This window comes from Plastoroseomonas arctica (assembly GCF_018128965.1).
In the GTDB taxonomy this organism is placed as follows: Bacteria; Pseudomonadota; Alphaproteobacteria; order Acetobacterales; family Acetobacteraceae; genus Plastoroseomonas; species Plastoroseomonas arctica.
Genome location: NZ_JAAEDH010000004.1, coordinates 147,067 through 171,544 on the forward strand (window position 1 = coordinate 147,067; position 24,478 = coordinate 171,544).

General features: G+C 66.4%; 24 protein-coding genes and 1 pseudogene. 15 read left to right on the forward strand and 10 right to left on the reverse strand.

Annotated features, from left to right (window positions below):
• Window position 1: 1 nt before the first annotated feature.
• The 3 genes from GXW79_RS05755 (at window position 2) to GXW79_RS05765 (ending at window position 4,196) form a co-directional block, all read left to right on the forward strand.
• The gene (locus GXW79_RS05755) at window positions 2-2,134 is read left to right on the forward strand and encodes an acetate--CoA ligase family protein (RefSeq protein ID WP_211873394.1); all 2,133 of its coding nucleotides are present in this window, start codon (window positions 2-4) and stop codon (window positions 2,132-2,134) included.
• 126 nt (window positions 2,135-2,260) lie between these two features.
• Complete coding sequence (locus tag GXW79_RS05760; protein WP_211873395.1) at window positions 2,261-3,223, forward strand: Bug family tripartite tricarboxylate transporter substrate binding protein; 963 nt, start codon at window positions 2,261-2,263, stop codon at window positions 3,221-3,223.
• A gap of 10 nt (window positions 3,224-3,233) precedes the next feature.
• Window positions 3,234-4,196, forward strand: a complete 963-nt coding sequence (locus GXW79_RS05765; RefSeq protein ID WP_211873396.1) for a Bug family tripartite tricarboxylate transporter substrate binding protein — start codon at window positions 3,234-3,236, stop codon at window positions 4,194-4,196.
• A 6-nt stretch (window positions 4,197-4,202) separates the two neighbouring features.
• Here the strand turns inward: GXW79_RS05765 and GXW79_RS05770 are convergent, their stop codons facing one another.
• The 3 genes from GXW79_RS05770 to GXW79_RS05780 all read right to left on the reverse strand — a co-directional run bounded on the left by GXW79_RS05770 (window position 4,203) and on the right by GXW79_RS05780 (window position 7,083).
• Window positions 4,203-5,138, reverse strand: coding sequence for a LysR family transcriptional regulator (locus GXW79_RS05770; RefSeq protein WP_211873397.1), 936 nt, complete (start codon window positions 5,136-5,138; stop codon window positions 4,203-4,205).
• A 155-nt stretch (window positions 5,139-5,293) separates the two neighbouring features.
• Window positions 5,294-5,737 carry a LysR substrate-binding domain-containing protein gene (locus GXW79_RS05775; protein WP_211873398.1) on the reverse strand — a complete coding sequence of 148 codons (444 nt, stop codon included), beginning with the start codon at window positions 5,735-5,737 and terminating at the stop codon, window positions 5,294-5,296.
• Between the two features lie 359 nt (window positions 5,738-6,096).
• Window positions 6,097-7,083 carry a sodium-dependent bicarbonate transport family permease gene (locus GXW79_RS05780; RefSeq protein ID WP_246503750.1) on the reverse strand — a complete coding sequence of 329 codons (987 nt, stop codon included), beginning with the start codon at window positions 7,081-7,083 and terminating at the stop codon, window positions 6,097-6,099.
• Window positions 7,084-7,176: 93 nt separating this feature from the next.
• On the opposite strand from GXW79_RS05780, the gene GXW79_RS05785 reads away from it, so the two are divergent.
• Entirely contained in the window at window positions 7,177-8,052 is an 876-nt protein-coding gene (locus tag GXW79_RS05785) for a LysR substrate-binding domain-containing protein (RefSeq protein ID WP_211873400.1), read from the forward strand.
• Window positions 8,053-8,783: 731 nt separating this feature from the next.
• The gene (locus GXW79_RS05790) at window positions 8,784-9,875 is read left to right on the forward strand and encodes a sensor histidine kinase (RefSeq protein ID WP_211873401.1); all 1,092 of its coding nucleotides are present in this window, start codon (window positions 8,784-8,786) and stop codon (window positions 9,873-9,875) included.
• A 347-nt stretch (window positions 9,876-10,222) separates the two neighbouring features.
• Here GXW79_RS05790 and GXW79_RS05795 read toward each other — a convergent pair whose 3' ends face one another.
• Window positions 10,223-10,516, reverse strand: coding sequence for a hypothetical protein (locus GXW79_RS05795; protein ID WP_211873402.1), 294 nt, complete (start codon window positions 10,514-10,516; stop codon window positions 10,223-10,225).
• A gap of 455 nt (window positions 10,517-10,971) precedes the next feature.
• On the opposite strand from GXW79_RS05795, the gene GXW79_RS05800 reads away from it, so the two are divergent.
• The 9 genes from GXW79_RS05800 to GXW79_RS05840 all read left to right on the forward strand — a co-directional run bounded on the left by GXW79_RS05800 (window position 10,972) and on the right by GXW79_RS05840 (window position 18,132).
• Window positions 10,972-11,973: a DUF4238 domain-containing protein gene (locus tag GXW79_RS05800; RefSeq protein ID WP_211873403.1), complete on the forward strand. Its 1,002-nt coding sequence runs from the start codon at window positions 10,972-10,974 to the stop codon at window positions 11,971-11,973.
• A 445-nt stretch (window positions 11,974-12,418) separates the two neighbouring features.
• Window positions 12,419-12,853: a VOC family protein gene (locus GXW79_RS05805; protein WP_211873404.1), complete on the forward strand. Its 435-nt coding sequence runs from the start codon at window positions 12,419-12,421 to the stop codon at window positions 12,851-12,853.
• Between the two features lie 7 nt (window positions 12,854-12,860).
• Entirely contained in the window at window positions 12,861-13,172 is a 312-nt protein-coding gene (locus tag GXW79_RS05810) for a hypothetical protein (protein WP_211873405.1), read from the forward strand.
• Window positions 13,135-13,473 carry a sensor histidine kinase gene (locus GXW79_RS05815; protein WP_211873406.1) on the forward strand — a complete coding sequence of 113 codons (339 nt, stop codon included), beginning with the start codon at window positions 13,135-13,137 and terminating at the stop codon, window positions 13,471-13,473. Before GXW79_RS05810 ends, GXW79_RS05815 begins: the two co-directional genes overlap by 38 nt.
• 59 nt (window positions 13,474-13,532) lie before the next feature.
• Window positions 13,533-13,736: a heavy-metal-associated domain-containing protein gene (locus GXW79_RS05820; protein ID WP_211873407.1), complete on the forward strand. Its 204-nt coding sequence runs from the start codon at window positions 13,533-13,535 to the stop codon at window positions 13,734-13,736.
• 92 nt (window positions 13,737-13,828) lie between these two features.
• Window positions 13,829-14,356, forward strand: a complete 528-nt coding sequence (gene copM, locus GXW79_RS05825) for a CopM family metallochaperone (protein ID WP_246503751.1) — start codon at window positions 13,829-13,831, stop codon at window positions 14,354-14,356.
• 140 nt (window positions 14,357-14,496) lie between these two features.
• A complete protein-coding gene (locus tag GXW79_RS05830; RefSeq protein WP_211873408.1) occupies window positions 14,497-15,330 on the forward strand; it encodes an alpha/beta hydrolase in 834 nt (277 codons plus the stop codon).
• Window positions 15,314-15,796, forward strand: a complete 483-nt coding sequence (locus GXW79_RS05835) for a hypothetical protein (RefSeq protein ID WP_211873409.1) — start codon at window positions 15,314-15,316, stop codon at window positions 15,794-15,796. Before GXW79_RS05830 ends, GXW79_RS05835 begins: the two co-directional genes overlap by 17 nt.
• On the forward strand, window positions 15,793-18,132 hold the full coding sequence (locus tag GXW79_RS05840; RefSeq protein WP_211873410.1) for a heavy metal translocating P-type ATPase: 2,340 nt from the start codon (window positions 15,793-15,795) through the stop codon (window positions 18,130-18,132). Before GXW79_RS05835 ends, GXW79_RS05840 begins: the two co-directional genes overlap by 4 nt.
• A gap of 212 nt (window positions 18,133-18,344) precedes the next feature.
• On the opposite strand, the pseudogene GXW79_RS21380 reads toward GXW79_RS05840, so the two are convergent.
• The 4 genes and pseudogenes from GXW79_RS21380 to GXW79_RS05860 all read right to left on the reverse strand — a co-directional run.
• Window positions 18,345-18,503 (reverse strand): annotated as a pseudogene (locus tag GXW79_RS21380) (DUF4287 domain-containing protein); the annotation flags it as partial.
• Window positions 18,496-18,645: a hypothetical protein gene (locus tag GXW79_RS05850; RefSeq protein WP_211873411.1), complete on the reverse strand. Its 150-nt coding sequence runs from the start codon at window positions 18,643-18,645 to the stop codon at window positions 18,496-18,498. The pseudogene GXW79_RS21380 and the gene GXW79_RS05850, both read right to left, overlap by 8 nt.
• A 414-nt stretch (window positions 18,646-19,059) precedes the next feature.
• Entirely contained in the window at window positions 19,060-19,854 is a 795-nt protein-coding gene (locus GXW79_RS05855) for an SDR family NAD(P)-dependent oxidoreductase (RefSeq protein ID WP_211873412.1), read from the reverse strand.
• A 4-nt stretch (window positions 19,855-19,858) separates the two neighbouring features.
• A complete protein-coding gene (locus GXW79_RS05860; protein WP_211873413.1) occupies window positions 19,859-20,866 on the reverse strand; it encodes a Bug family tripartite tricarboxylate transporter substrate binding protein in 1,008 nt (335 codons plus the stop codon).
• A gap of 94 nt (window positions 20,867-20,960) precedes the next feature.
• Here GXW79_RS05860 and GXW79_RS05865 point away from each other — a divergent pair, with 94 nt between their 5' ends.
• The gene (locus GXW79_RS05865) at window positions 20,961-21,422 is read left to right on the forward strand and encodes a hypothetical protein (RefSeq protein ID WP_246503752.1); all 462 of its coding nucleotides are present in this window, start codon (window positions 20,961-20,963) and stop codon (window positions 21,420-21,422) included.
• On the opposite strand, the gene GXW79_RS05870 is transcribed toward GXW79_RS05865, so the two are convergent.
• Complete coding sequence (locus GXW79_RS05870) at window positions 21,370-22,500, reverse strand: replication protein RepA (RefSeq protein WP_211873414.1); 1,131 nt, start codon at window positions 22,498-22,500, stop codon at window positions 21,370-21,372. The two genes, GXW79_RS05865 and GXW79_RS05870, sit on opposite strands and share 53 nt — an antisense overlap.
• A gap of 509 nt (window positions 22,501-23,009) precedes the next feature.
• Complete coding sequence (gene rsgA, locus GXW79_RS05875) at window positions 23,010-24,083, reverse strand: ribosome small subunit-dependent GTPase A (RefSeq protein ID WP_211873415.1); 1,074 nt, start codon at window positions 24,081-24,083, stop codon at window positions 23,010-23,012.
• Window positions 24,084-24,478: the final 395 nt, after the last annotated feature.

Sequence of the window (24,478 nt, forward strand, 5' to 3'; positions counted from 1 at the left end):
CATGATGCCAAGCCCGATCCGCGATATCCTCAAGCCGCGCGCCATCGCCATCATCGGCGCCTCGCGCGACCCCGCCAAGCGTGGCTACCGCGCGATAGAGGCGCTGTTCCGCCAGGGTTTTGCGGGAATCATCGCGCCTATCAACCCGAAAGAAAAAGAGATCCTCGGGCTGCCCTGCTACCCCAACCTCGCCGCCGTGCCGCACGCGATCGACACCGCGCTGGTCTGCACCCCTGCCCATGCGGCCCCCGGCGTCATCGCCGAATGCGGTGCCAAGGGGGTGAAGGGCGCGGTACTGCTGGCCGGTGGCTTCGGCGAGGCAAGTGACGCCGGCGCTGAGCTGGAAGCCCGCACCCTCGCCGCCGGCCAGGCGCATGGCGTGCGGCTGATAGGACCCAACACCAACGGCATCTTCGATGCCCATACCGGCATGAACCTCGTCGGCTGGCCGGGCATCTACAAGGGCGCGCTGGGCGTGCTCTCGCAATCGGGCAATGTCGCGATGTCTCTGATGACCAGCAGCATCCGCAACGGCCAGGCCGGCTTCACCACCTTCGTCGGCGTCGGCAATGAGAGCGACATCCGTTTCGACGAATATGTCCGCTACTTCGGCGAGGACGAGGAGACCCGCGCGGTCATCGTCTATGCAGAAGGCTTCGAAGATGGCGCCGGCTTCGTCGCCGCGGCGCGCGCGGTAACCGCGATCAAGCCCGTGGTGCTGTACAAGGCCGGGCGCACGCGCCAGGGCGAGGGCGCGGCGCGCTCCCATTCCGGCTCGCTCGCCGGCGACTACGCGGTGGGGCGCGCGGCGATGCGCCAGGCCGGCATCGTGGTGGTCGAGCGCTCGGACGAGATGTTCTCGGTCGCCGAGGCGCTGTCCCACCATGCCGGCCGCGCCGCGCTGCGCATCGGCATCCTCTCCGAAGGCGGCGGCGTCATCTCCCAAGCGGCCGATGCGCTGGCCGAGCGTGGCCTGCAGATTCCGTTGCTGGAGCCGGCCAGCGAGGCGCTGCTGAAGACCATCTCGCCCAATGCCAGCCAGCTGTTCAACCCTGTCGACTACGGCGGCGCGACCGACCCGCATCCGCGCTACCTCGCCCCCTGCACGCGGGCGATCCTGGCCGATCCGAACATCGATGCGCTGCTCTCGGTGGGCTATGCCGGCGGCTACCAGTGCCGCAACGACACCGATGCGATCCGCGAGGGCGAGAACCAGGCGGCGCGCGAGATGGTCGCGGCCTCGCGCGAATTCGGCAAGCCGATCATCGTGCAAAATCACTATGCCGAGTGGAACACCGAGGCGATGCGCATCATGCGCGAGGGCGGCATCGTCGTCGTGCGCTCGATCGAGGTCGCGGCCGCCTGCCTCGCCGGCCTCGACGCGCATCACCGCGGCCTGGCGCGCAAGGCCGCTGCCGCCTCGCCACCCGTGCCGGAACCCGCGCCCGAGGCCCTCGCCATCATCGGCGCCGCCCGCACCGAGGGCCGCGCCGCGCTGCTGGAGCCCGAGGCCCTGCGCCTGCTGGCCGCGAGCGGCATCGCCGTGCCACCCTTCGCCATCCTGACCCGCGACGCACCGGCGGTGCCTGGGGCGCTCGCCGCGGCGCCGGTCGCGATCAAAATCATCTCGCCCGACATCCTGCACAAATCCGATGCCGGCGGTGTCCGTCTCGGTCTCCAGGGCGCGGCCGCCATCGCCGATGCCGCCTCCGCCATGCTTGACTCCATCGGCCGCGCGCTGCCCGACGCCATCCTCACGGGCGTGCTGGTCACACCGATGGCGCGCAAGGGCGTGGAGGTGATCCTGGGCATCGTCTCTGACCCGCAATACGGCAAGGCGATGTTGTTCGGCCTCGGCGGCGTCTTCGTCGAGGTGATGAACGACGTGGTCTTCCGCACCCTGCCGCTGGCACGCGGCGATGCGGAGGAGATGCTGGACGAGATCAAGGGCCGCGCCGTGCTCGACGGCATCCGCGGCGGCCCTGCCATCGACCGCGAGGCGCTGGTCGCGCTGATGCTGACACTGTCCGGCCTCGCCGCTGCGCATCCGGAGATCACCGAGATCGACCTCAACCCGGTCATCCTCGACGCCTCGGGCTACACCATCGTCGATGCCCGGATCCTGCTCGCCTGATTATTGCTACGCCCGCCGCCGACGCGTGGCGGGCCACAAAGAATGAACAGGGAAGACTTCGCCTTCGCGCGTGAACCACCTCGTGCCCCGATCCAGCGGCACCGGTAGCGAAGGAGCGTGCTTATGATGCTGAAGCGGATTTGCGTGGCACTGGCCCTGTTGGTGGCACCGGCGGTCTCGGCGCAGGAGGCCTATCCGGCCCGTCCAGTGCGCATCGTCGTCGCCTTCCCGGCCGGCGGGTCGGTGGACATCGTCGCGCGGCTGGTGGGCGCCGAGCTGGCACGCCGCCTCGGCCAGCCCTTCGTGGTGGACAATCGCTCCGGCGCCGGCGGCAATGTCGGCACCGATTTCGTCGCCAAGGCGCAGCCCGATGGCTACACGCTGCTGATGGCCGGCGCCGGCCCCATCGTCACCAGCCCCGCGCTCAACCCAGAGCTGCCCTACAACCCGCAGCGGGACCTCGCGCCCGTCACGCTCATCGCGCTGCAGGCGAACGTGCTGATCGTCCACCCCTCCGTCCCGGCGACCAGCGTGGCGGAATTCATCGCGCTTGCCCGCGCGCAGCCGGGGCGGATCAATTACGCCACCGCCGGCATCGGCTCCTCCCAGCATCTCGCCGCCGAAGGCTTCGCGCTGCGCACCGGCATCTCCATGACGCACATCCCCTATCGCGGCGGCGCGCCGGGGCTGAGCGACCTGATCGCCGGCCAGGTGCAGGCAATGTTCGAAACCATCCCCACCGCCTTGCAGGCGGTGCGCGGCGGGCAAGTGCGGGCACTCGGCGTCACCACGCTGAACCGCTCGCCGGCCATGCCGGAGCTGGCGACGGTCGCTGAATCGGGCGTGCCGGGGTATGAGGCGCGCGCCTGGCTCGGCCTGCTCGGCCCCGCCGCGCTGCCGCCGGCGATCGTCGCGACGCTCGACCGCGAGGTGCGTGCCATCGTCGCCGGCCCCGCCATCACCGCGCGGCTGGTCGATCTCGGCCTCGAGATCACGCCCAGCACGCCCGCGAGCTTCCGCGCCTTCCTCGATGCCGAGCTCGCCGCCAACCGCGCCCTGGTCGCGGCCGCCAACATCACCCTGAACTGAGGAGGGACCCATGCGCCGCATCATCATCGCCGGGCTTGCCGCCCTGCTGCCGCTCGCGGCCATCGCGCAGGATGCCTATCCGCAGCGTCCGGTCCGCATGGTGGTGGCCTTCGCGCCGGGCGGCAGCATCGACATCGTCGCGCGCATCATCGCGCAGGACCTGACGCGAAGCCTCGGCCAGCCGGTGGTGGTGGAGAACCGCCCCGGCGCGAGCGGCAATCTCGGCGCCGATTTCGTCGCCAAGGCGGCCGCCGATGGCCACACGCTGTTCATGGGCAGCGCCTCCTCGCTCGCAGCCAATGCCGCGCTGTTCCGCAACCTGCCCTACGACCCGCTGCGCGACTTCGCGCCCATCACGTTGGTGGCGCTGCAACCCAATGTGGTGGTGGTGCACCCATCGGTGCCGGTGCGCAGCATCGCCGAGCTGATCGCCTATGCCCGCGCCCATCCGGGGCGGCTGAACTATGGCAGCGCCGGCTCGGGCTCCTCGCAGCAGATGGCGGCCGACGTGTTCCGCCGCATGAACGGCATCGAGATGGTACACGTACCCTATCGCGGCGGCGCGCCGGCACTCAGCGACCTGATGGCCGGGCAGATCCAGGTGATGTTCGAAACCATCCCCACCGCCATCGAACCGGTCCTGGCGGGGCAGCTCCGCGCCCTGGCGGTCACCATCGACGAACGGGCCACGCGCCTGCCGGAGGTGCCGACGATGGCCGAGGCCGGTCTGCCCGGCTACCGCTCGCGCGGATGGATCGGCCTGGTCGCGCGCGCCGGCACCGACCTGGCCACCATCGCAACCCTGGCGCGCCACGGTCGGGCCGCGATCGCAACGCCGCAGACGCGCGACCGGCTGCTGGCGCTGGGCCTGGAGGTGCGGGGGACCGCGCCCGAGGAATTCGCGGCCTTCATGCGCGAGGAGGTGGAGGAATACCGGCGCATCGTGACCGCGATGGGCATCCAGCTCGACTGACCCCCGCTAAGCTTTGTCCTGCGTCGCGACCGGGCGGAAATGCGCCAGCACCAGCTCTCGAAAGGCGCGCGCCGCCGGTGATTCGACGCGTGATTTCAGGCGGATGATCGACAGCCGCGCCTCCACGCGCGGCGGGTCGATCGGGCGCGAGGTGAGCAGCGGGTCATCCGCGTCGGGCACGCCGGGGTCGGGCAGGATCGCGATGCCGGCGCGCGCGCGCAGCAATTCGAACACGGTGGAATAAGTGTTCACGGTGATCGCGTGGTTTAGCCGGAAGCCGGCGCTCGCCGCTGCGCCGTCAAAGATCTGGCGCAGGTTGGCGGAGGGCGGCATCGAGACCAAGACCTCGTCGCGCAGCGCGTCCAGCGGCACCACGCGGCGGCTGGCGAAGCGGTGGTCGCGATGGAAGGCCACGTGGAAGCTGCCATCATGCAGAGGCTCCACCAGCATGTCCTCGATCGGCAGGCGAATGAAGCCGATGCCGAAATCGAGCACGCCATTGAGCACCTCCTCATGGATCATGCTCTGCAAGCCCTCGCGCACCGAGATCTTGACCGCGGGGCGCCGCCGGCGGAATTCGAGGATGATGGCGACCAGGCTCGATTGCGCGACCGACATCGGGCAGCCCACGGCGACCTGGCCGCGTGCGCCAGGCTCCAGCGCGCGCACTGCGGCGATGCCATTGGCGAAGTCATCGAGCAGCCGCTCGGCAAAGGGCACGAACTGGGCGCCCGCCGCGGTCAGCGTCACCTGCCGCGTGGTGCGATGGAACAGCGTCACCCCGATCTGCTGCTCGACCTTGCGGATGATGCGCGACAGGCCCGGCTGCGACAGGCGCAGCTCTGCCGCCGCGCCGATGAAGCTGAAGTAGCGCGCGACGAGGACCACCGCGCGCAGCTCCTTCGATGACAGGTCAGCGACCGCATCGCCGGGTTTCGCCATCAGCGGGCAACCATGGCGCGGCCTTGATCATGCCTTCCGGCTTCGGGCGATGAGCCTGGCGCATGCGCGCTCAATGACGAGGCCTGATCGTAATCCATGTGCGCTCGGTCCTTGCCAATGCTTCAGCAGCCGGGCCCGCCTAGGCCGGCCTGTCGTCAATGCGGCGTGCGGCGCCACGCCGCAATCTGGCGCACGACGCCCGGCAAATCCTGTGTGTTGCGCAGGCACAGGTAGTAGTCCTGCCCGTCGCCGATCCCGCGCGCGAAGATCTGCACCAGCCGCCCCGAGCGTAGCTCATCCTCGATCAACATCGGCCGTGTCAGCGCGACGCCGATCCCAGCGAGCATCGCCGTCCGAGTAAGAAGGCCATCCTCGCAGACCATCCCCCGCAGCAGCAGCGCCCCGCTGATGCCGGAGCGCTCCAGCCACAGGTTCCATGGCTCGGTGCTGCCATCATGCATGAGCGGCGCCCGCAGCAGATCTGCCTCCGTGGCGAAGGGGCCATCGCGCGCGATCAGATCGGGGCTCGCCACCGGAAAGGCCTCGCCGGAAAGCAGCTTCTCGCTCGTATAGCCGGGCCGGCGCCGCGGATTAGCCAATCTAGCGCGGCTCTCTTGCCGGCGGTGCAGTGACAGCTTTGCGCCCAACCTGGACGTCGAGTGAGGTCCCAACCGCTCGCCAGAGCGGACGTTCCGCCGCGCAGCGTTTGAATCTCTTCTCCCGCAGCAGTGGGAACCGGATTCCAACCTTCTCTGGGCGTCGTGAGACGCGTCTCGCCGGGTGCGACACCTCGCGTCGCTGAATTGGGGCTAGGTCGGTGACGATGCGGTACGCGGCAGACTCTCGTATAGCGCGGTGCCGCTGGCTCACGAGTGCTTAGGCCAATTGTGCAGCACGTCACCTGACACCGGAAACGGGCGAACTGCTGACGCAGCCAAACGGGCCCTTACCTAGTCAATCATCCCACCCCATAGAGCGCCCGCGCCATGGCCGCGTAGATCCCAATTCCCAGCACGATGTTGAACGGGAAGGTGATCGCGAGCGAGGCGGTGAGATAGAGCCCTGGATTGGCCTCAGGCAACGCCAGCCGCACCGCCGCAGGCGCCGCGATGTAGGACGCGGAGGCCGCGAGCGTCCCCAGCACAATCGCCCCCCCGACCGACATTCCCGTCAGCCACGCCACTCCAACGCCCAGCGCCCCGTGCAGCAGCGGCGCACCGATTGCGAACCCCACCAGCACCGGCCCCGCCCTGTGGAAGTCACGCAGTCGCTCCGCTGCCGCACGGCCCAGGTCCAACAGGAAAAGGCACAGAACGCCCGGGAACAGGTCGACGAAGAACGGCTTCACCGGCGCGAGCGTCGCCGTGCCCACTACCGCGCCGATCAGCAGCCCGCCGACCAGCACGACGATGCTCTTCCCGCTCGCCACCTCCGCCACCACCGCGCCGATCCTCGTATGGCCGTTGCCGCTCGCATCGCTCGCGGTTGCCCTTGCCGCCCCCGCCAGGGACAGCGCGATGAGGATTGCCGGCGCCTCCAGCAGCGCCAGCAACGCGGCGACGTAACCCTCGTAGGCTACGCCTGAGCGCGTGAGCCAATCAACCACGGCCGCGAAGGTCACGGCGGAGACCGACCCGTAATGCGCCGCCACGGCTGCCGCATCCGCCGTCCCGAAGCCCCCGAGCCGTCGCAGGAAAGCGTAGCTCCAGAGGGTGATCAGGCACCCCAGAGCCATAGCCCCAAGCGCTGGCAGCGCGAAGGCCGAAAACGTCGCCGCCGCGAGGGACGCCCCACCCTTCAGTCCGATGGACAACATTAGGTAGACCGACACCACGTTGAAGATCGCATCGGGCAGCCGCAGGTCCGACTTCGCGAAATACGCCGCCGCCCCGAGCAGAAAGCACAGCACGGCCGGCGAGAGGAGGTTGGTGAGGAGGTCGGTCAAGGCGGTACCTCGCATCGTGGTCGTGTCACTTCTTCCCCATTCGGCCGCATAGATGGAACCCCGATCCGACTTTGCTTATCATTGCGAATCGCAATGCCTTACCCTCGCCTCGACCTGGACCTTCTCCGCAGTTTCGTCGCCGTCGCTGACGCCGGTGGCATCACCCGCGCGGCCGAACGGCTCCGCCTCGCACAGCCCACTGTCTCCCTCCAGTTGAAGCGCTTGGAGGCGGGCGTCGGACACCGCCTACTTCACCGCGCCGAAGGCCGCCTGACCGCCGAGGGCGAGAGCCTCCTCTCCTACGCGCGCAGGATCCTCGCCTTGGCCGACGAGGCCCTGTCGCGCCTCGCCCTCGATGCTCTCCGCGGCACTGTCCGCCTCGGCACGCCCGAAGACTTCGCCACCTCCAAGCTTCCCGACGTCCTCTCCCGGTTTGCCGCATCCCATCCCGGTGTCGCGCTGGAGGTAACCACCGACCTCACCCTCAACCTTCTCGACCGCTTTGGCCGCGGCGAGTTCGACCTCGTCCTCATCAAGCGCGAGCCGCAGGGTGGGGGAGGCGGTGTCCGCGTCTGGCGCGAGCCCCTCGTCTGGGCCGCTCGTGACGCTTCAGTGTTCGAGGCCGGTGGCTTCGATAGCGGCAACCCGGCCCTTCCCCTCGTCGTCTCCCCCCACCCCTGCGTTTATCGTCGCCGCGCCATGCGCGCCTTGGACGAGGCGGGCCGCCCATGGCGCGTCGCCTATACCTCCACCTCCCTCGCCGGAGCCCAGGCCGCCGTCCGCGCCGGCCTCGGCGTCACCGTGCTGCCGAAGGGGATGGTCCCCGCCGGCCTTGCCGCGCTCGACGCCACCCACGGCGCCCCGCGGCTACCGGATACCGAGATCGCCCTCCTCCGCGCCGCCGCCGCCTCCGTCCCTGCGCAGCGTCTGGGCGATCACATTGTCGGCGCGCTGGAGCGGGCTCCTTAGGCAAGGCAGTCGGGCGGGGCGAGCGGACTTGCAACGCTTTGCTGGATAGGCGTTGGGTCAGGCGAGCCCAACCTCATGCGTCAGGCGCGCATTGCGGCGGCGCCTGACAGTCAGGCCTGTCCGGCCAAATTGGGGGCCGCTCCAGGTGTCGCCACGCAGACCGCAGTGCCAGCCCCGAAACCACACGACTTTGGGAATGCCGGCGCGAACTGGGCGCGGGACGGTTGGACGGTCCCGGCGCGCTGGGCCGAGGTGCCGTCCCGCTGCAACCGAAGGGCATCATTGCAATAAGCGTCATTGGAAACCCTTGTGGCGCCGCAAATCACCGCTGGCGTCCGCTCAAATGCACCCAGGTGCGTATTCTACGCCCGCCTAACTAATGGGATTGGTGGCCGCGGGTCTACCTCTTCGGATCAATTGCAGGCGGCCTACCAAACGCGAAGCTCATATCGGCGCACAACATAAGCCGGGGCTGCTGGTGCGTAGGCGGCGCGATCATTTCTGTCGGCCGCCGTTCCAGATGCACCCCACGCCCTACGCCTGCGATCGTGGTTCGGCGCGCGTCCCCTTAAAGAGGCCAAGTTTGCCGGCGAGACCGGCGCGGTGCCGGCGAGCTTTCGAGTTCATGACCAGTCAGAACGGCAGAAAGCGCTTGTTCGTAACGCAGCCTCTCGTTTACGAGAGGAGGGTTGGGGCATGAACAATCCCATCACCACAGGATTTCAGATCCCGTGCCTCCTGCCGCCGAAATGTCGCTCGAAGAACGCCTTCGGCTGGCAACCGATGCTGCCGATATCGGCTGGTGGGATGTCGAGGACGGCAATGGCCAACTGTCCTGGCCGCCGCGCGTCAAAGCTATGTTCGGCATTTCCGCGGATGCCCCGGTGACCATGGACGATTTCTACAACGGGCTGCACCCAGAGGACCGCGATATCGTCTCTGCCGTGTATGCCGCTGCGGCCGATCCAGCACGCCGCGACCTTTACGACGTTGAGTATCGCACGATCGGTAAGGAGGATGGCGTCCAACGCTGGGTTGCCGCGAAAGGGCGTGGAATTTTCGACTCGACTGGCCGTTGCTTGCGCATGATCGGCACCGCGATCGACATTACCGAACGAAAGCGGGCGCAGGAGGAAAAGCTGGCTCGCCAGCAGGAAGACTCCGAATTGCGGGACCAGTTCATCGCGGTGTTAGGCCACGATCTAAGGAACCCGCTGGCATCGATCGCGGCGGCATCAAGGCTAGCGCTCCGCCACCCCAAAGATGCGGAGCAATTTGATGACCATATCCAGCGATGCGTAACGCGCATGTCGGGGCTAATTGATAACATCCTCGACTTCGCGCGTGGCCGTTTGGGAGGCGGGTTCGTGACCGCACGCGATGCTGCACAGCCGCTAGAACCCGTGCTTATCCAGGTCATCGACGAACTAAGGGGCGTTCACCAGAATTGTGTTATCGCTGCTGATATCGACCTGCGCGAGCCGGTGACCTGTGATCGCCAGCGCATTGGACAACTTCTGTCGAACCTACTGGGCAATGCCTGTGTCTACGGAGACCGCACCGCCCCGATTCAGGTTCGCGCGCGGGCGGAAGTCGGCATGTTTGAAATGTCCGTTACCAATTCGGGTGACCCGATCGAGCCGAGCAAGCTCCAACGGCTCTTCCAGCCGTTTTTCCGCGGCCTAGTAAACAGCAACCGCGATGGCCTGGGCCTGGGCCTCTATATCAGTTGCGAAATTGCCAAAGCGCATGGCGGGACGATCACCGTTTCGTCCGAAGGCGAGGCGACCTGCTTCACACTGCGGATGCCCTCGGGCGCATAGCGACGGCGCGCGATGAGCGGCGGCGGGGCGGCCTGCTGCGGGGCGACGCAGCCGGCGCGCGGGCGGAACCCGGTTCCGCCACCTGCATACAGCGCCACCGTCGCGCCGGGCCTAAACGTTCCCGCCGGGCACCCGATCGTGTTAAGGCTGCCGCTGCCGCGCGGACTTAAACGCTAGGATACGTTGGTCCATGTCCTCCGCGAGCGCTTCCGCCGAGCCACGAAGTTGTCTCGTGCGAAGACTGACACTTTCCAGGGTCTCCAAGGACCGCAACAACGCCTCGCTGTTCCTCCGCTGTAGGGACAACAGGGATTCGAAATCGGGCAGTCGTGGGATGGCTGCCACTTCTACCGCTCCCCGCCGCGGGCGTTGCGCAGCATCGTGCCGACCTGACGCCGCGCCTCGACCCACAGCCACGTCTCGCGCGCCGTCTCGGCTGTTGGCTGCTGCCCAGTCTGGTCCTTAAGCCCATGCGCCCCAAGCGCTTCGGCAGCTTTGGCCCAGTCCATGCGCGCGTGACCTAGGAGCGCGGCCGCCTCGCTGTGATGTGCGTCCATCCATTCGGCCAGGGTGGAGGCGAGCCGGCAGCTATCAAGTTGCCGCTCAACCTCAGCTCGAAACCGCTTCTGCATCTCGTCCATGGGCGGGGGTTCCAATGGTCGGGATGAATTTAACGGCCGAACGGAGATTTGGGTTGCTGATAAGTGCGCGTGAAGCAAATCGCCGCCGCCTAAATGAATTTCCGCAACGGTGGCGGTATCTCCCATCTGATGGCCCTCTCCACGGTGGAAAGGGTTTTTGCCGTGGTGGCAGACCCCATCCGCTGACCCGCGCGACCGTGGCGCGGGTCACTGCAAGCGGTGGCAAAATACCACCCCCCTTCGACGTGGGGAGGGTCACTGCAAGGGGGGGGCGAAACACCACCCCCTTTCGACGCCCGGCGCATTGCCGTTGGGTGCAGAAATTGCGTCTACCCACCGGCGGGGCCATGCTCCACGAAGATGAGCACTATGTTTACGCCGTGGCGCTATGACCGGCGGCTGGTTGCGTTGCTTTGATTGGGCGATGTTAAACTCTCGCGAGAGTTGAACGCACCATGACCGCCCGCAACCACCACTTCGTGCCGCAATGCTACTTGAAGGGCTTCGTCCGGCACCGCGACAAGCCCAAGCTCTTCGTTGTCGATCGTCAGAACCGGACGGCGTTCCAGACGCATCCGCGCAACGTCGCGGCGGAGAGGGATTTCCATGCCATCGATTTGGAAGGCCACGCACCGGATGCGCTTGAGGGAGCTTTGGCGCAATTCGAGGGGCAGCTTGCCGATGCGCTCGGCAGGATCATTGCGGACAGGGAAATTCGCAGCGAAGACGACAGGGTCTATCTACTGAATCTGGTTGCCATGCTGGCAGTGAAGAACCCCCGCCACCGGCGAAGCTTCATGGATTTCCAGGAACGCCTTTACGACATGATCGGTGACGTCGTGACCGCAAACGACACGATCTGGAATTCACAGATGCGGCAGGTGAAGGAAGCAGGGTTCATCGAGAAGGAAAGTGCCGTCACCCGTAAACAGGCGCGGGACTTCCTGCAACGCGGTGAATACACGATCGATATGAACACGGGCTATCAGGTGGGCCTGGAGCTGAACGCGTTGGACACCGTGCTTCGCTGTTGCGCTGATCGGCATTGGATTCTGCTTCGCGCACCCCCGGACTCGCCCGGTTTTATCACGTCCGACCATCCGGTGTGCCTGTTCTGGTCTGATCTCAACATGCGCAGCGGCTTGCTTCCGCCTGGCCACGGGATGAAGGCTACCGAAGTGCTGTTTCCGATCTCATCCGGGCTTGCGTGGATCGGCACGTTCGAACATCCGGCCCGGATCATCGACGCGACGGAGGAGAAAGTCCGCACCTTCAACGCCGCCGTGCTCAGTGTCTGCCATCGCCAAGTCTATGGCACGGACGGCGATTGCGCTTATCAAGCGCATCCCGGCGATAAACCCCGGAGACTCCGCGAGCTGCCGTACGATGGACGCTTTGCGGCCCGCAAGGAAACCAAAACGAAGATGCGAATTGCCCTGCCGCGGCGAGAGGCGTGATCGGGCGAACGTGCGTGGAGAGGTAGTGCCTCATCTCGTGGTGTGGGAGGGCGACTAAGCGTAACCCGGACTAGACATTCATCCCTTCCACACTTTCGTGTAACGGCGTGCAATCGGCGGCGTTTGGCGGGGCAACGGAGTGGCGAAACGCTACCCCCTTTGCCGATCAGTTCGCCGCACCGTGGGGCAAACTCCCGGCTAGGATGGCCTAACGTTTCGTTACCCCACCCGCACCCTTTGCCGATCAGTTCGGCAGGTAATAGGCATCCGCAAAGGTGGCGTGATCCGCCGCCCATCCCGGCAGATCGATCACCGGCTAAGCCGCGCCGCAAACCCCGCAGCGTGGCCGGTCAACGTCGCCGCCGTGCTACGCTCCGGCGCGATCACAGAGGAGGCGAGGATGGCGCAGACATTGGAAACGGTGCCCAGCGACGGGCCAGCGTTGATGACAGAGATTGTAGTGCCCGATGCCAAGGCATCGATCGCCTTCTACGTCGCGGCATTCGGCGCGGTGGAGGACTTTCGCCTTGTCGAACCCTCCGGCAAGGTGGGCCATGCGCAGCTAAGCTTAGGCGGGACCCGGCTGATGCTGTCCGACCCCTACCCGGAACATGGCGTGGCGCCACCGCCAGATGGCGTTCGGTCGATGCGGTTGCATCTGTATGTGGAGGATGTGGATGCGGTCGTGACGCGCGCGCTGGCGATGGGTGCGGTGCTTACCCAGCCGGTGAAGGACCAGTTTTATGGCGACCGCAGCGGCACCATCACGGACATCGCCGGACACGCCTGGAACATTGCCAGCCGGCGGGAGGTGGTGAGCCCGGCTGAGATGCAGCGGCGCTGGGACGCGATGATGCAGACGCCGGAGCCGGCGGCGTAGGCGGTCAGTGGGTGGCGGTGCAGGCATCCCCTATCCCGGCGCTTTGGCGCGGACTATCCATGAGGATGGCGATGCGTCACGCGACATCGATACCGACCTCGACGAGATGGAGGCGATGATTGATTCGACTTTGGCCTATCTGCCTGGCGAGACCGAGACGGAGCCGTGCAAGCCGGCCGACCTGGTCGCGATGATCGAAACCCTGTGCCACGCGGCCGCCGATTCGGGCGCGGCGGTGACCTATGCCGGGCCAGCGCAGGCGAGGCTCGTGTGCAGCCCGGGTGACGCTGAAGCGCGCCTTCGCGAACCTGATCGATAATGCGGTGAATTGTGGCGCCGGCGCGCGCGTTGTTCTCGAAGACAAAGGGCAGCATATCCTGGTCCGGATCGAGGATGACGGGCCAGGCATCCCGGAGGGCGCGATGCAGTTCGTGTTCGAGCCGTTCCGGCGGCTGGAGACCTCGCGCAATCACGGCACGGGGCAGCGGGCTTGGCCTCACCATTGCCGGCGCGCGGTCGAACAACACGGCGGCATCTTGCGCCTGATCACCATGCCGGCCGGCGGATTGGGCGTATGCATCCTGCTGCCGAAGGCACGGGATGCCATCGGCAGCCAATGATCCTGCCGCGGCGGCGATAACCACGCCCCAGGGCGGACCACAACTGTGAGGAAGACGCTATGCATCGCTTCAAGATTGCGAACATGCACTGCGGCGGCTGCGCGAAGGGGGTCACGGCGGTGCTACGGCAGGCCGACCCGACGGCAGAGGTCAATATCGCACTGGAGGCGCGTGAAGCCAGCGTGACGTCGGCCGCGGACCCGGGGCGCCTTGAACAGGCGCTGCGCTATGCTGGCTGGCAGGCCGACCGGATTCCCACCTGACTGCTTGCGGACATGCTTTGTCATGACGGCATGACGCTGGCGACATGCCGCGGCGCCAGTGTCTTCGGACCAGAAGAAAAGGAAGCCAGCCCATGACCCGCCTTGCGCCCGTATTCGGCCTCGCTGCTGGCCTCGCGACGCTGGCTGCGGCAGGCGTCGCGATCGCTCAGGGCACCGCGCCGCCGCCCCAGCCCACCCAGCCCGGTATGATGGGCCAGATGCCCGGCATGCAGCCGCACATGCATCGGATGGCGCCTGGCGCACAGGCGCCGGGGAGTGGCGCTGCGCAGGCGCCGGCGGCGAGTGCTCCTCCGGCTGCCGCTGACCCCCATCACCCCGGCGCCGCGGCCCCGGGAACCGCCGGGCAGTCCCCCTCGACGATCGCCTTCATGGCCGCGAACGAGAAGATGCACCGCGACATGGCCATCACCTTCACAGGCGACGCCGATCGCGATTTCGCCGCCTCCATGATCCCGCACCACGAGGGCGCGATCGCGATGGCGCGGGTCCAGCTGGCGCACGGCCGGGACCCCGCGATGCGCAGGCTCGCAGAAGCCGTAATCAGCGCGCAGGAGAGCGAGATTGCCACGCTGCGCGCGTTCCTCGCACGGCCGCGCTGACATGGTCGACGAGACCAGGCTGGGCTCCTCCGCCATGCATCTCCTGCAAGGTGATAGGCCATCGAGCCTCGCGCAAAGTCGGGTGCCCCCTTCATGAGCCCGCAAGGCCCGGAAGGGTTGCAGCCTTCCGAGCGCTTTAAGTGACCCGCCGTAGCTTGCTTTGGGTCTCTTTCATTCTTCTTCCGCTGGGGATTGCAGGGACGCTGGTGACTCTGGTTCTCGTGTTGCAGGACCGGCTGATCTATGCCCCTTACCGATCTCGACCTGATCTCTCTCTGGCCGCGCTTCACGGCATCGTCGCAGGTGAAGTCATCACCACGGATGGCGTTCATCTGCTGACCTGGTCCATTGCTCCGTCCAACAACGAGCGCCCCGTTTTCCTGTATCTCCACGGCATCGGTGGTAATCTTATGCACCGGGCGCGGCGGTTGGAGCGCTTCGCGGCACTCGGCTGGGGTGTCCTCATGGTCGAGTGGCGTGGCTATGGAGGCAACACGGGGCGTCCCAGTGAGCAGGGCTTCATGCGCGACGCCCGGGCCGGCCTTGTCGCCTTGCAGGTCGCGGGTCACGCACCGAACCGGATTGTGCTGTGGGCGGAATCGCTAGGCACGGCGATCGCGATCGAGATCGCGGCGGAACAGCCCACTGCCATCGCGGCGGTTCTGCTCGAATTGCCGTTCACAAGCCTGCTCGAACTGGCACAGCTTCACTATCCCTGGTTGCCGGCCCGCCTGCTGCTGCGCGACCGCTTCGACGCGCTGGGGCACATCGCGCGGGTGACCGCACCCATCCTCATCATGTCTGGCGGGCGAGACACGTTGGTGCCACGGAGCATGGGTCTTGCACTGTTCGCCGCGGCGCGGGCCCCTACAGAGCGGTGGGAAGCTCCGGAGTCAGGTCACGAGGAACTCGGGACCGCGGGCGCGGTTGAGGTGGCGGCATCATTTCTCGATCGTCATGCCGACCTGCGATGATGCGGATTCTGGCCAAAAGAAAACCTCGCTCGCCTATCTCTCGCTGCTGGTTCCGCCAAACCTCGCCTGGGAAGCCGGACAGCTGCCGCTCTATACCGTCTGGTTAACAGGAACTCATGGTGATCAGGCCTACGCAGCTCTTCACTGCACAGTCGGTGACGCCATGATCGCCCTGTCTTCGCTGGGCTTGGCGATCCTGGCGCTGCGCCGAGGGGACTGGCCTTCGCACGGTTTCCCTGCGGTGCTTTTGGCGACGACGGCGATCGGCGTCGCCTACACGCTCTTCAGCGAGTGGCTGAACGTGGAATGGCGCGGCGCCTGGACCTATGCGGTGGCCATGCCACGCCTCCCCCTAACCGGTTCGGGCGTCACCCCCATGCTGCAGTGGCTTGTGCTGCCGCCGATCCGCCTGTTCGCCGCTCAGCGTATGGCCAGGCAAACCACAGATTTTGGAGCATCGTCATGACGACAGCCCATGCGCAGGCCCAGCATTCCGATACCGCCGAAACCGTTAAGGATCCGGTCTGCGGCATGACCGTTGATCCGGCGAAAACCGCGCACCACGCCGAGCATGCGGGGCACGCCTATCATTTCTGCTCGGCCGGCTGCCGCACCAAGTTCATCGCCGAGCCGGCGAAGTATATCGAAGCGCGCCCGCCGCTGCGGGCCGAGGCCGTGGCGCCAAGCACCATCTACACCTGCCCGATGCATCCCCAGATCCGGCAGCCCGGCCCGGGCAGCTGTCCGATTTGCGGCATGGCTCTGGAGCCCGAGACACCATCCGCCGAGACGGGCCTCAATCCCGAGCTGGTGGACTTCACGCGCCGCTTCTGGATCGGCCTGGTCCTGGCGCTGCCCGTCTTCGTGCTGGAGATGGGCGGACACCTGAACGGCATGATGCACCTAGTCGGTGGGCCACGCGTCGGCAACTGGATCCAGCTGGTGCTGGCCACACCCGTAGTGCTCTGGGCCGGCTGGCCGTTCTTCGTCCGCGGCTGGCAGAGTCTGGTCAATCGAAGCCTGAACATGTTCACGCTGATTGCGCTGGGCACCGGCGTCGCGTGGGCGTTCAGCGTGGTCTCTACCCTCGCCCCCGGCATCTTCCCCGCGGCCTTCCGCGCGCCCGACGGGTCGGTCGCGGTGTATTTCGAGGCGGCAGCGGTGATCGTGGTGCTTGTGCTGCTCGGCCAAGTGCTGGAACTGCGCGCGCGGGAGCAGACGGGCGGCGCCATCCGCGCCCTGCTCGACCTCGCGCCGGCCCAGGCGCGACGGCTGCGCGAGGACGGGTCGGACGAGGAGGTAGCACTGGCCGCGATCGTGATCGGCGACCGGCTGCGCGTGCGTCCCGGCGACAAGGTACCGCTCGACGGTGCCGTGCTGGAGGGCGCTTCCAACATCGATGAGAGCCTGGTGACGGGCGAGGCGGTGCCGGTCACCAAGGCGGTGGGCGACCAGGTCGTGGGCGGCACGCTGAACGGTCAGGGCAGCTTCGTCATGCGCGCGGATCGCGTGGGGCAGGACACGGTGCTGGCGCAGATCGTGCGCATGGTGGCGGGCGCCCAGCGATCGCGCGCGCCCATCCAGCGCCTGGCCGACCAGGTCGCCGGCTGGTTTGTGCCCGTGGTGGTGGCCGTCGCCCTGGTGGCCTTCGCCGTGTGGGCGGTCTGGGGGCCGCAGCCGCGCCTAGCCTTCTCGCTGGTCGCGGCCGTGACGGTGCTGATCATCGCCTGCCCCTGCGCGCTGGGCCTCGCCACGCCGATGTCCATCATGGTGGGCGTGGGCCGTGGCGCGCAGGCCGGCGTGCTGATCAAGAACGCCGAAGCGCTCGAGCGCATGGAGCGGATCGACACGCTGGTCGTCGACAAGACCGGCACCCTCACCCAGGGCCGGCCGGACGTGGTCGCGGTGATCCCGGCCGCGGGCGTCGCCGAGGTGGAGGTGCTGCGCCTGGCCGCGGGGCTGGAACGCCCGAGCCAGCATCCCCTCGCCGAAGCGGTAGTGCGGGCGGCAGAGAAGCGCGGCATCGCCGTGCCGACCGTCGAGGGCTTCGATGCGCCGACCGGGCGTGGCGTGACCGGTGCGGTGGAGGGCGGCCAGGTCGCCGTCGGCAACGCCCGGCTCATGGACGAGGCGAAGGTGGATGTCGGCACGCTGTCGGCGGAGGCAGAGCGTCTGCGCGGTGACGGCGCCACCGTGTTCTTCGTTGCCGTGGATGGCCGCGCCTTCGGCATCGTGGCCGTGGCTGACCCCGTGAAGGAGACGACGGCTGCAGCCCTCGCGGGCCTCGCCAAGGAGGGCGTGCGGGTGGTGATGCTGACAGGGGACAACCGCACCACCGCCGAGGCCGTGGCGCGCCGCCTCGGCATCACCGAGGTCGAGGCGGAGGTCCTGCCGGAGGACAAGCAGCGCATCATCGAAAAGCTGAAGGCCGAGGGGCGCCGTGTGGCGATGGCGGGCGATGGCGTGAACGACGCGCCGGCGCTGGCGGCGGCCGAGGTCGGCATCGCCATGGGAACCGGTACGGCCGTGGCGATCGAGAGCGCGGGAATTACGCTGCTTGGCGGCGACCTGATGGGGATCGTCCGCGCGCGACGGCTATCTCAGGCGGTCATGGGCAATATCCGACAGAACCTGTTTTTCGCCTTCGCCTATAACGCTGCCGGCGTGCCGATCGCGGCCGGCGTGCTGTATCCGATATTCGGGATCCTGCTCTCGCCGATCATCGCGGCGGCGGCGATGGCGCTCTCATCAGTCAGCGTGGTTGGCAACGCTCTTCGCTTGCGGAACACGCATATTGGATAATGCTCGCTTGGAGATAACCTCACCTTGCGCCTCGCACGCGGTTGCTGCTGTTGCCGGGCCCCTTCGTCGCAATTGATCGAAGAACCAGCAGGATGGCGCCAAGCAGCTGCTTGAGCGCTCCCGCCGGAAAAAAGCCAGTCACGATGCCCCAGGGCGCACCAAGAACGGAGGCAAGCGCGATGGGCGCGCGACTGCTTCAGCGCATGGCCGTGGCCCATTCCGTGGTCCTTCTTCAACATGGCAACCAACTCCATGTGCTTGGCAGGGAGGTGCTTTCGGATCAGTTCCTGCCACGCCGCAATGGTTTTTCCATATGTCTTCTCGATAGACGGGAAGTAGGAAGCGGGCCCCTTGATCGGTTCATCAGCCATGGTCGGTCGTGGTCCATGTGGTTCGCGTCGACAGCAGAGTCGCCTGTTCTTCAGGTAACCACAAGCGCAGGTCGAGGAACGCTGCGTCCGGGTTCGACGTCCGCTCAGGGTCGGTCGCCGCCGGAATGAAGGTGCGCGGCAAATGCCCGCTTCTCCCTCTGCCCGCTCCAAACCTGCCAGTCGCCTTTCGGCCAGAACCTGGCGATCTCATGCGCGCCCAAAGCGGTCTTTCGGAGCCAGATTCGCTCGCCCCGAGGCATTCATATAAGCCAGCAGCAGCGCCCCGAAAGTTGGGCCTGACCTTGTGGCGCGAGTGCGGCGGGGCTGCTAGCTGAGGGCCTGCCAGAAAGAGAACCACCCATGGGGAGGGGGGGCAGTCTCGAGACTGTCTAGCCTGGATTATTCATGACGCCCACGGCGCCTGCATTTCGCGGGCGAGGCACTTGCCTCTCGGTTGTGCTCGCGCGGATCGTCGTTCCGACGCGTGCGTCGGTTCGATGGTGCGGATGGCAGGGCTCGGGATCTCGGCAAAGGACTTGATCGGGGCGTGCCGCAATCAACGGGTGGAAGCCGTCAAGCCACCATCGACGACGAGTTCCGTTGCGGTCACGTATTTCGCTTCGTCAGAAGCAAGGAACAGCGCGGCATGGGCCACGTCCCATCCCTCGCCCATCCGGCCGATGGGAACGGCGGCGTTGCGCTTCGCCACGAACCCCTCCAGGTCGCCGCCCGCAAATTGCTCGGCGAGCTTGGCCACCAGCGGCGTGTACATGAGCCCTGGCAGCACGCAGTTCATGCGGATGCCGCGCGGAGCATAGGTTATGGCGGTAGTCTTGCTGAAATGGATCAGCCCCGCCTTGGCCGCCGAATAGGCCGCCTGGGGCTTGCCCGTGTATCGAATGCCCGCCGTGGAGGCGATGCTGACCACGGCTCCCTTTCCCTGCTTCTGCATGATCGGCAGCACTGCGTGGCAGCAGAGGAAAGCGCTTTTGAGATTGACGGCGAGCTGGCTGTCCCACAGCGCCTCGTCCATCTCACCGGGGATGGCGGGTTCGGACTTGCCGACATTGTTCACCAGCACGTCGATGCGGCCGAAGCGCGCCATGCAGGCCTCGACCAGCCGCGCCACCTCGGCGGAATCCGTCACGTCGCCCGTCGCGATCTCGCAGGTGCCGGCCTCGTCCTGGATGATCGCCTGCGTCTCGCGCGCCGCCGCCTCGTTGATGTCCACGCCGAAGATGCGCGCCCCTTGGCGCGCAAAGAGCACCGCGATCGACTTGCCATTGCCCCAGCCGGGGCCGACCGAGCCGCAACCGGTCAGGAAGACCACCTTGTCCGTCAGCTTGAACATGCGCTCACTCAATCTCAATGTTGGCGGCGCGGATGACAGGGCCCCAAAGCGCCGCTTCCTCAGCGATGAAGCGCGTCGCGCGTTCGGGCGTGGAGTCCGTCACGGGCACAAAGGCGATGGCCTCCAGCGCGCGGGCAATCTCGGGCGTGGACATCGCAGCGCGAGCGGCAGCGGCCAGGCGCTCCAGCCGGTCCGGCGGCGTGCCGGGGGGGGCGGCCAGGTAGTTAGCGATGCGGGTCACGACGTCGAAGCCACTCTCGCGGGCGGTCGGCACCTCGGGCACGACCGCTGAGCGCTGCTCGTCCAAGACGGAGATGATCCTGAGCCTCCCCTCGCGGTGCTGCGGCAGCAGCGTCGTGAACGCGTCTACGGCGAAGGAGATCGTACCGGAGAGAAGATCCTGGGTCAGCGGCCCCGAGCCTCGGTAGGGCACGTGCACCACATCAAGGTTGCCTACCCGTATCCGCATCAACTCCGTCGAGAGGTGCGGGGCGCCGCCGATGCCCGAGCTGCCATAGCTGATCCGGCCCGGCTGGGCGCGGATTAGAGCAATCAACTCGGCCAGGCTTTTCACGCCAAGCCGCGGGTTGACCGCCAGGGCGAGCGGCGTGATGCCGAGGATGGAGATGTGCGAAAACCCCGTCACGGGATCGAAGGGCGGCACGCGACGTGTGAGTGGGCCAGTGATCCCGGCCGTCGGGCTTTGAAAGATCAACGTGTACCCGTCTGGTCGGGCGCGATGCACCTCGCCTGAGCCGATGAGACCGCCCGCCCCGCCGCGATTGTCGATGACAACGGATTGGCCGAGAGCCCGCCCGAAGGGCTCGGCAAACAGGCGCGCAAAAATGTCCGTGTTTCCACCTGGCGGGAACGCCACCACCAGGCGGATGCCGGAACTGGGGAAAGGCGCTTGCGCATCGGCGGGGGCGGCCAGCAGTCCAAGGCCGGCTGCGGCGCGCAGGATCTGGCGCTTCTTTATGGCTTTTTCCTCCTCACCTTCTCGCGGGGCCAATGATAGCCAAGGCCGGGCGGTCCCGGCTGTCAATGTGAGGGTACGGCGGCCGGGCTACTTTTCCTTGCCGCTCGCTTGGGCGCGGAGGTCGCGAATGCTGCAGCGGCTGGTAACCTGCTCGGGGTTCATGCGGACCTCGATAGGTGCGGGCTTGCCGCTCGCGGTCCGGAAGCAGCGGGACGGGCGGAAGCTGGTCCCGACGCCGGGCGGCATGGCGCTCCGCTCCGCGGCTGCGGACACCACGCTGGTCAAGGCGCTGGCCCGGGCGTTCCGGTGGCGGCGGATGATAGAGGCGGGGCCATACGGGACGATCGACGAATTGGCCGCTGCCGAGAGCATCAACTCGTCCTATGTCTCGCGTCTGCTCCGCCTCACGATGCTGGCGCCGGACATCGTGCAGGCTATCCTGGACGGCAGGCAGCCGAAGGCGATGACGCTGCAGGCGCTCTTGGAGCCATTCCCAATCGAATGGGACCGTCAGCGGACCAACAACCCCATGCCGATCATCGCCAACCTGGTGCTGGCCCCCGGCGCACGCGCCGGTTCACCTCCTTGAAGGACACGATACGGCCCTCCCAGAAGTCGTCGATGACATCGCGGTTCGACATCACCCAGGCCGAGACACGTTCAAAGTCTTTTTCATCCAGGCCACCACTCACCTGGATGACCATGGGCTCTACCGCCAAAATCGTAAGCCTATCGGCCTCGAAGCGCTGAGTGGGTGTGACACCAACCAACACCCTCTCTTCGCCGAGGCCGCGCCGAAGCCAAATCACCTGCGCCAAGCCGGTCAGGTGGCTCGCTAAGCTGATGCTGTCCTGAGTGATCTGATCGGCGGCCGCAGCGGCAGCGCCATCAAAATCGGCTGCGGTTGATGAGTCTTTCTGTGCATCAAAACGAGACGGAACGTGCTGCCGAGGAAGCACTGCAGATGCGGCGCTCTCGGCGGCCGCGGCAACTTCCGTCGTTTCAGCTATGGCCACCACCTCTTTGGGCCGTTCCTCAGCAGCGGCACCAGGTGAAATCGCCCTTTGCTGCGCCGCTGATGTGATGGAAGCCGCTATTCCAGTCTCTGCCAATTCCGCACGGCGAACACTGACACCCGCATCGTCGACGGCGAGGTCCACCGACCTTTCAACTTCAAAGACGCGCTGAAGCGCGATCTCGAAGGAGGATCTGAACTCGGCAACACTCTGCGAGGATGTGCCGAACCGTGTCATCAGGTCGTTCCATGGCGTCGTCAGGACCTGATCTACTGCCGCAAAGTGGAGCGACATCCTAAGCCAAGCATATGCGTCCAGCGCCGTGGGCGTGGCTGACAATTCGTGCGCGACGTCCCGATTGAGCGGCACAGCGTGGTCAACAAGACTAGCGAGGAACTTCGAACTAAGCCGTACACCTGATCGCCAGGAAATATCGCCAGCACGGCGGCGACTGCGCGCGTCAAACACGCTGATCTCCGCTGTGCCACTTTCCGACAGCAAAATTCGCGCTGCCTGGAGACGCTGCCACTGCTCATCCAGATCACGCGTGTAAGGATCAATGCCGAACGCTGCGGCAAGCGTCGTTCCATCGTGACCGAGCTCCACGACCGGGCTGTTCGCACGGAAGGCTGCGTCGCAGATGTACATCATGCTCAGGCGAAGGACGCGTCCGCTGGGCAACGCATCGTCGCTCGAGCCTGGCTCTATGCGAATGTACCCAGCATCAGCGTCTCGTTGCCACGCCCCCCGCGTGGATCGCAGCGGCATTGCCAAGCAGCAGAATGCCCGATGCGCCCACAGGATAGCGTCGGCTGGCGGGGTATTGGCGATCTCCGGCGCCACGGGGTGCGGAGGGCAATCTAAGCTCATTCTGGCGGAGACTCACTTTGGGACTGGAGGAAAATACCCGCGGTTCAGATCGCGAGATGCTGAGCGAGTGCCTGTTCCGTGAAGCTGCTCGGCAGATAGGCCCTGGCGCTGGATGAGGGAAGGGCGGCGTCTGACCGTCGTCGAGGCGATCCTGGATGGCCGGCAGCTTGAGGGCCTGACGCTGCCAGCGCTGATGGGGCCATTCCCTGTGGAGTGGGAGAAACAGGATGTCTTCAGCGGCCTTGGATGCTGACGGGGGAAGGCAGCGTGAGAACGTTACGGCGGTTGTGTCAGGAGCCGGGGTCTCGCAGATCTTTCCTCGCCGACCGATAGGCCCTTTGCGACGCATCCAGACGACGGCGTTCGATATCCTGCGCCACACGATCCTTCGTCAGCCCCGACGCCGTTAGCTCGCGGCTAAGTTTCTGGAAATGTGCCCACCGATCGGCATCGAGGAGGCCGCTGTCCAGTGCTTCACGGATCGCGCACCCGGGTTCGGTGCCGTGCACGCAGTCGCGAAAGCGGCAATTCTGGGCCAGGGACTCGATGTCGTCGAAGACCGTGCCGAGTCCATCATCCGCGTCGATCAAGCCCACTTCGCGGATGCCGGGTGTGTCTAGGATCATCCCTCCGCCAGGCAGCAGGACGAGTTGGCGGAAGCTGGTGGTGTGACGCCCCCGGGCATCCGCATCGCGGATATCCTGGGTCGCCATCTGCTCTTCACCGAGAAGAGCATTCACCAGCGTGGATTTACCCACGCCCGATGAGCCGATCAACACACAGGTCTCTCCGGGAGAGATGTGATCCATCAGGGCGTGCAGCCCACGATCCTGGCGCACTGAAACGACAAGCACCGGGCACCCTGCCGCCAGGGTGGCGATCTCCGCGGCTTGGACCTCGGGTTCGTCGCAAAGGTCGGACTTGGTCAGAACGACCACCGGTCGCGCACCGCTTTGCCAGGCCGCTGCGAGGAAGCGCTCGAGCCGACGGGGATTAAGGTCCGCGTTCATCGATGTGACGATGAAAACGACGTCAATGTTGGCAGCGATGACCTGGAGCGTGTGCGCGCTGTCGGCCGCCCGACGCACGAAGGCCGTGCGGCGAGGCAGGACGGCATGGATGGTGGCCTTTCCGTCGCCGGCGTTAGCCGACACTGCCACCCAGTCGCCGGCGGCTGGGTGACCAGCCTCTCTAGCCTCATGACGCAGGCGTCCTGAGAGCCTGGCGCTCAGATTGCCAACATCCGCGGCAACGAGATTCACTTCGCGTTGCTGCATGACAATGCGCGCGGGGATGTAGCCGGCGAGAGCATGCGGCTCGAATTCCAACCGCAGCGCATCGGACCAGCCATACTGTTCGATCAAAAAATGGCTCTCTCGTCGGGAGTTGTCGGTCTAGCACCAAGCTGGCCGTAGATTGCGTACTTGCATCGTAGCCCTGGATCGCTGGACCAACACCGCGCCGGAAAGGGGTATTGTGACGCAATGCGCGTAAGATAGCGCGCATTGTCGGCGCCGTCGGGCATGCGGCGCATATACGCCTAGGATGCGGGCTCGTAGGGGTCGTGGCATCCGCCTTCGCGACTCCAAGGCGGGTAGCGCAGGCACTTGCGCTCACCAGGGCAAAGCGCGCCATCGTTCTGACAAGGGTAAGTTATGCGAAAGCCAAATTACAACATCGAACGTCAAGATCGGGAGCGCGCCAAGCAGGCCAAGGCCGCGGCGAAGGAGAACCGCTCAGTAAAGCGCGACGAAAGCGG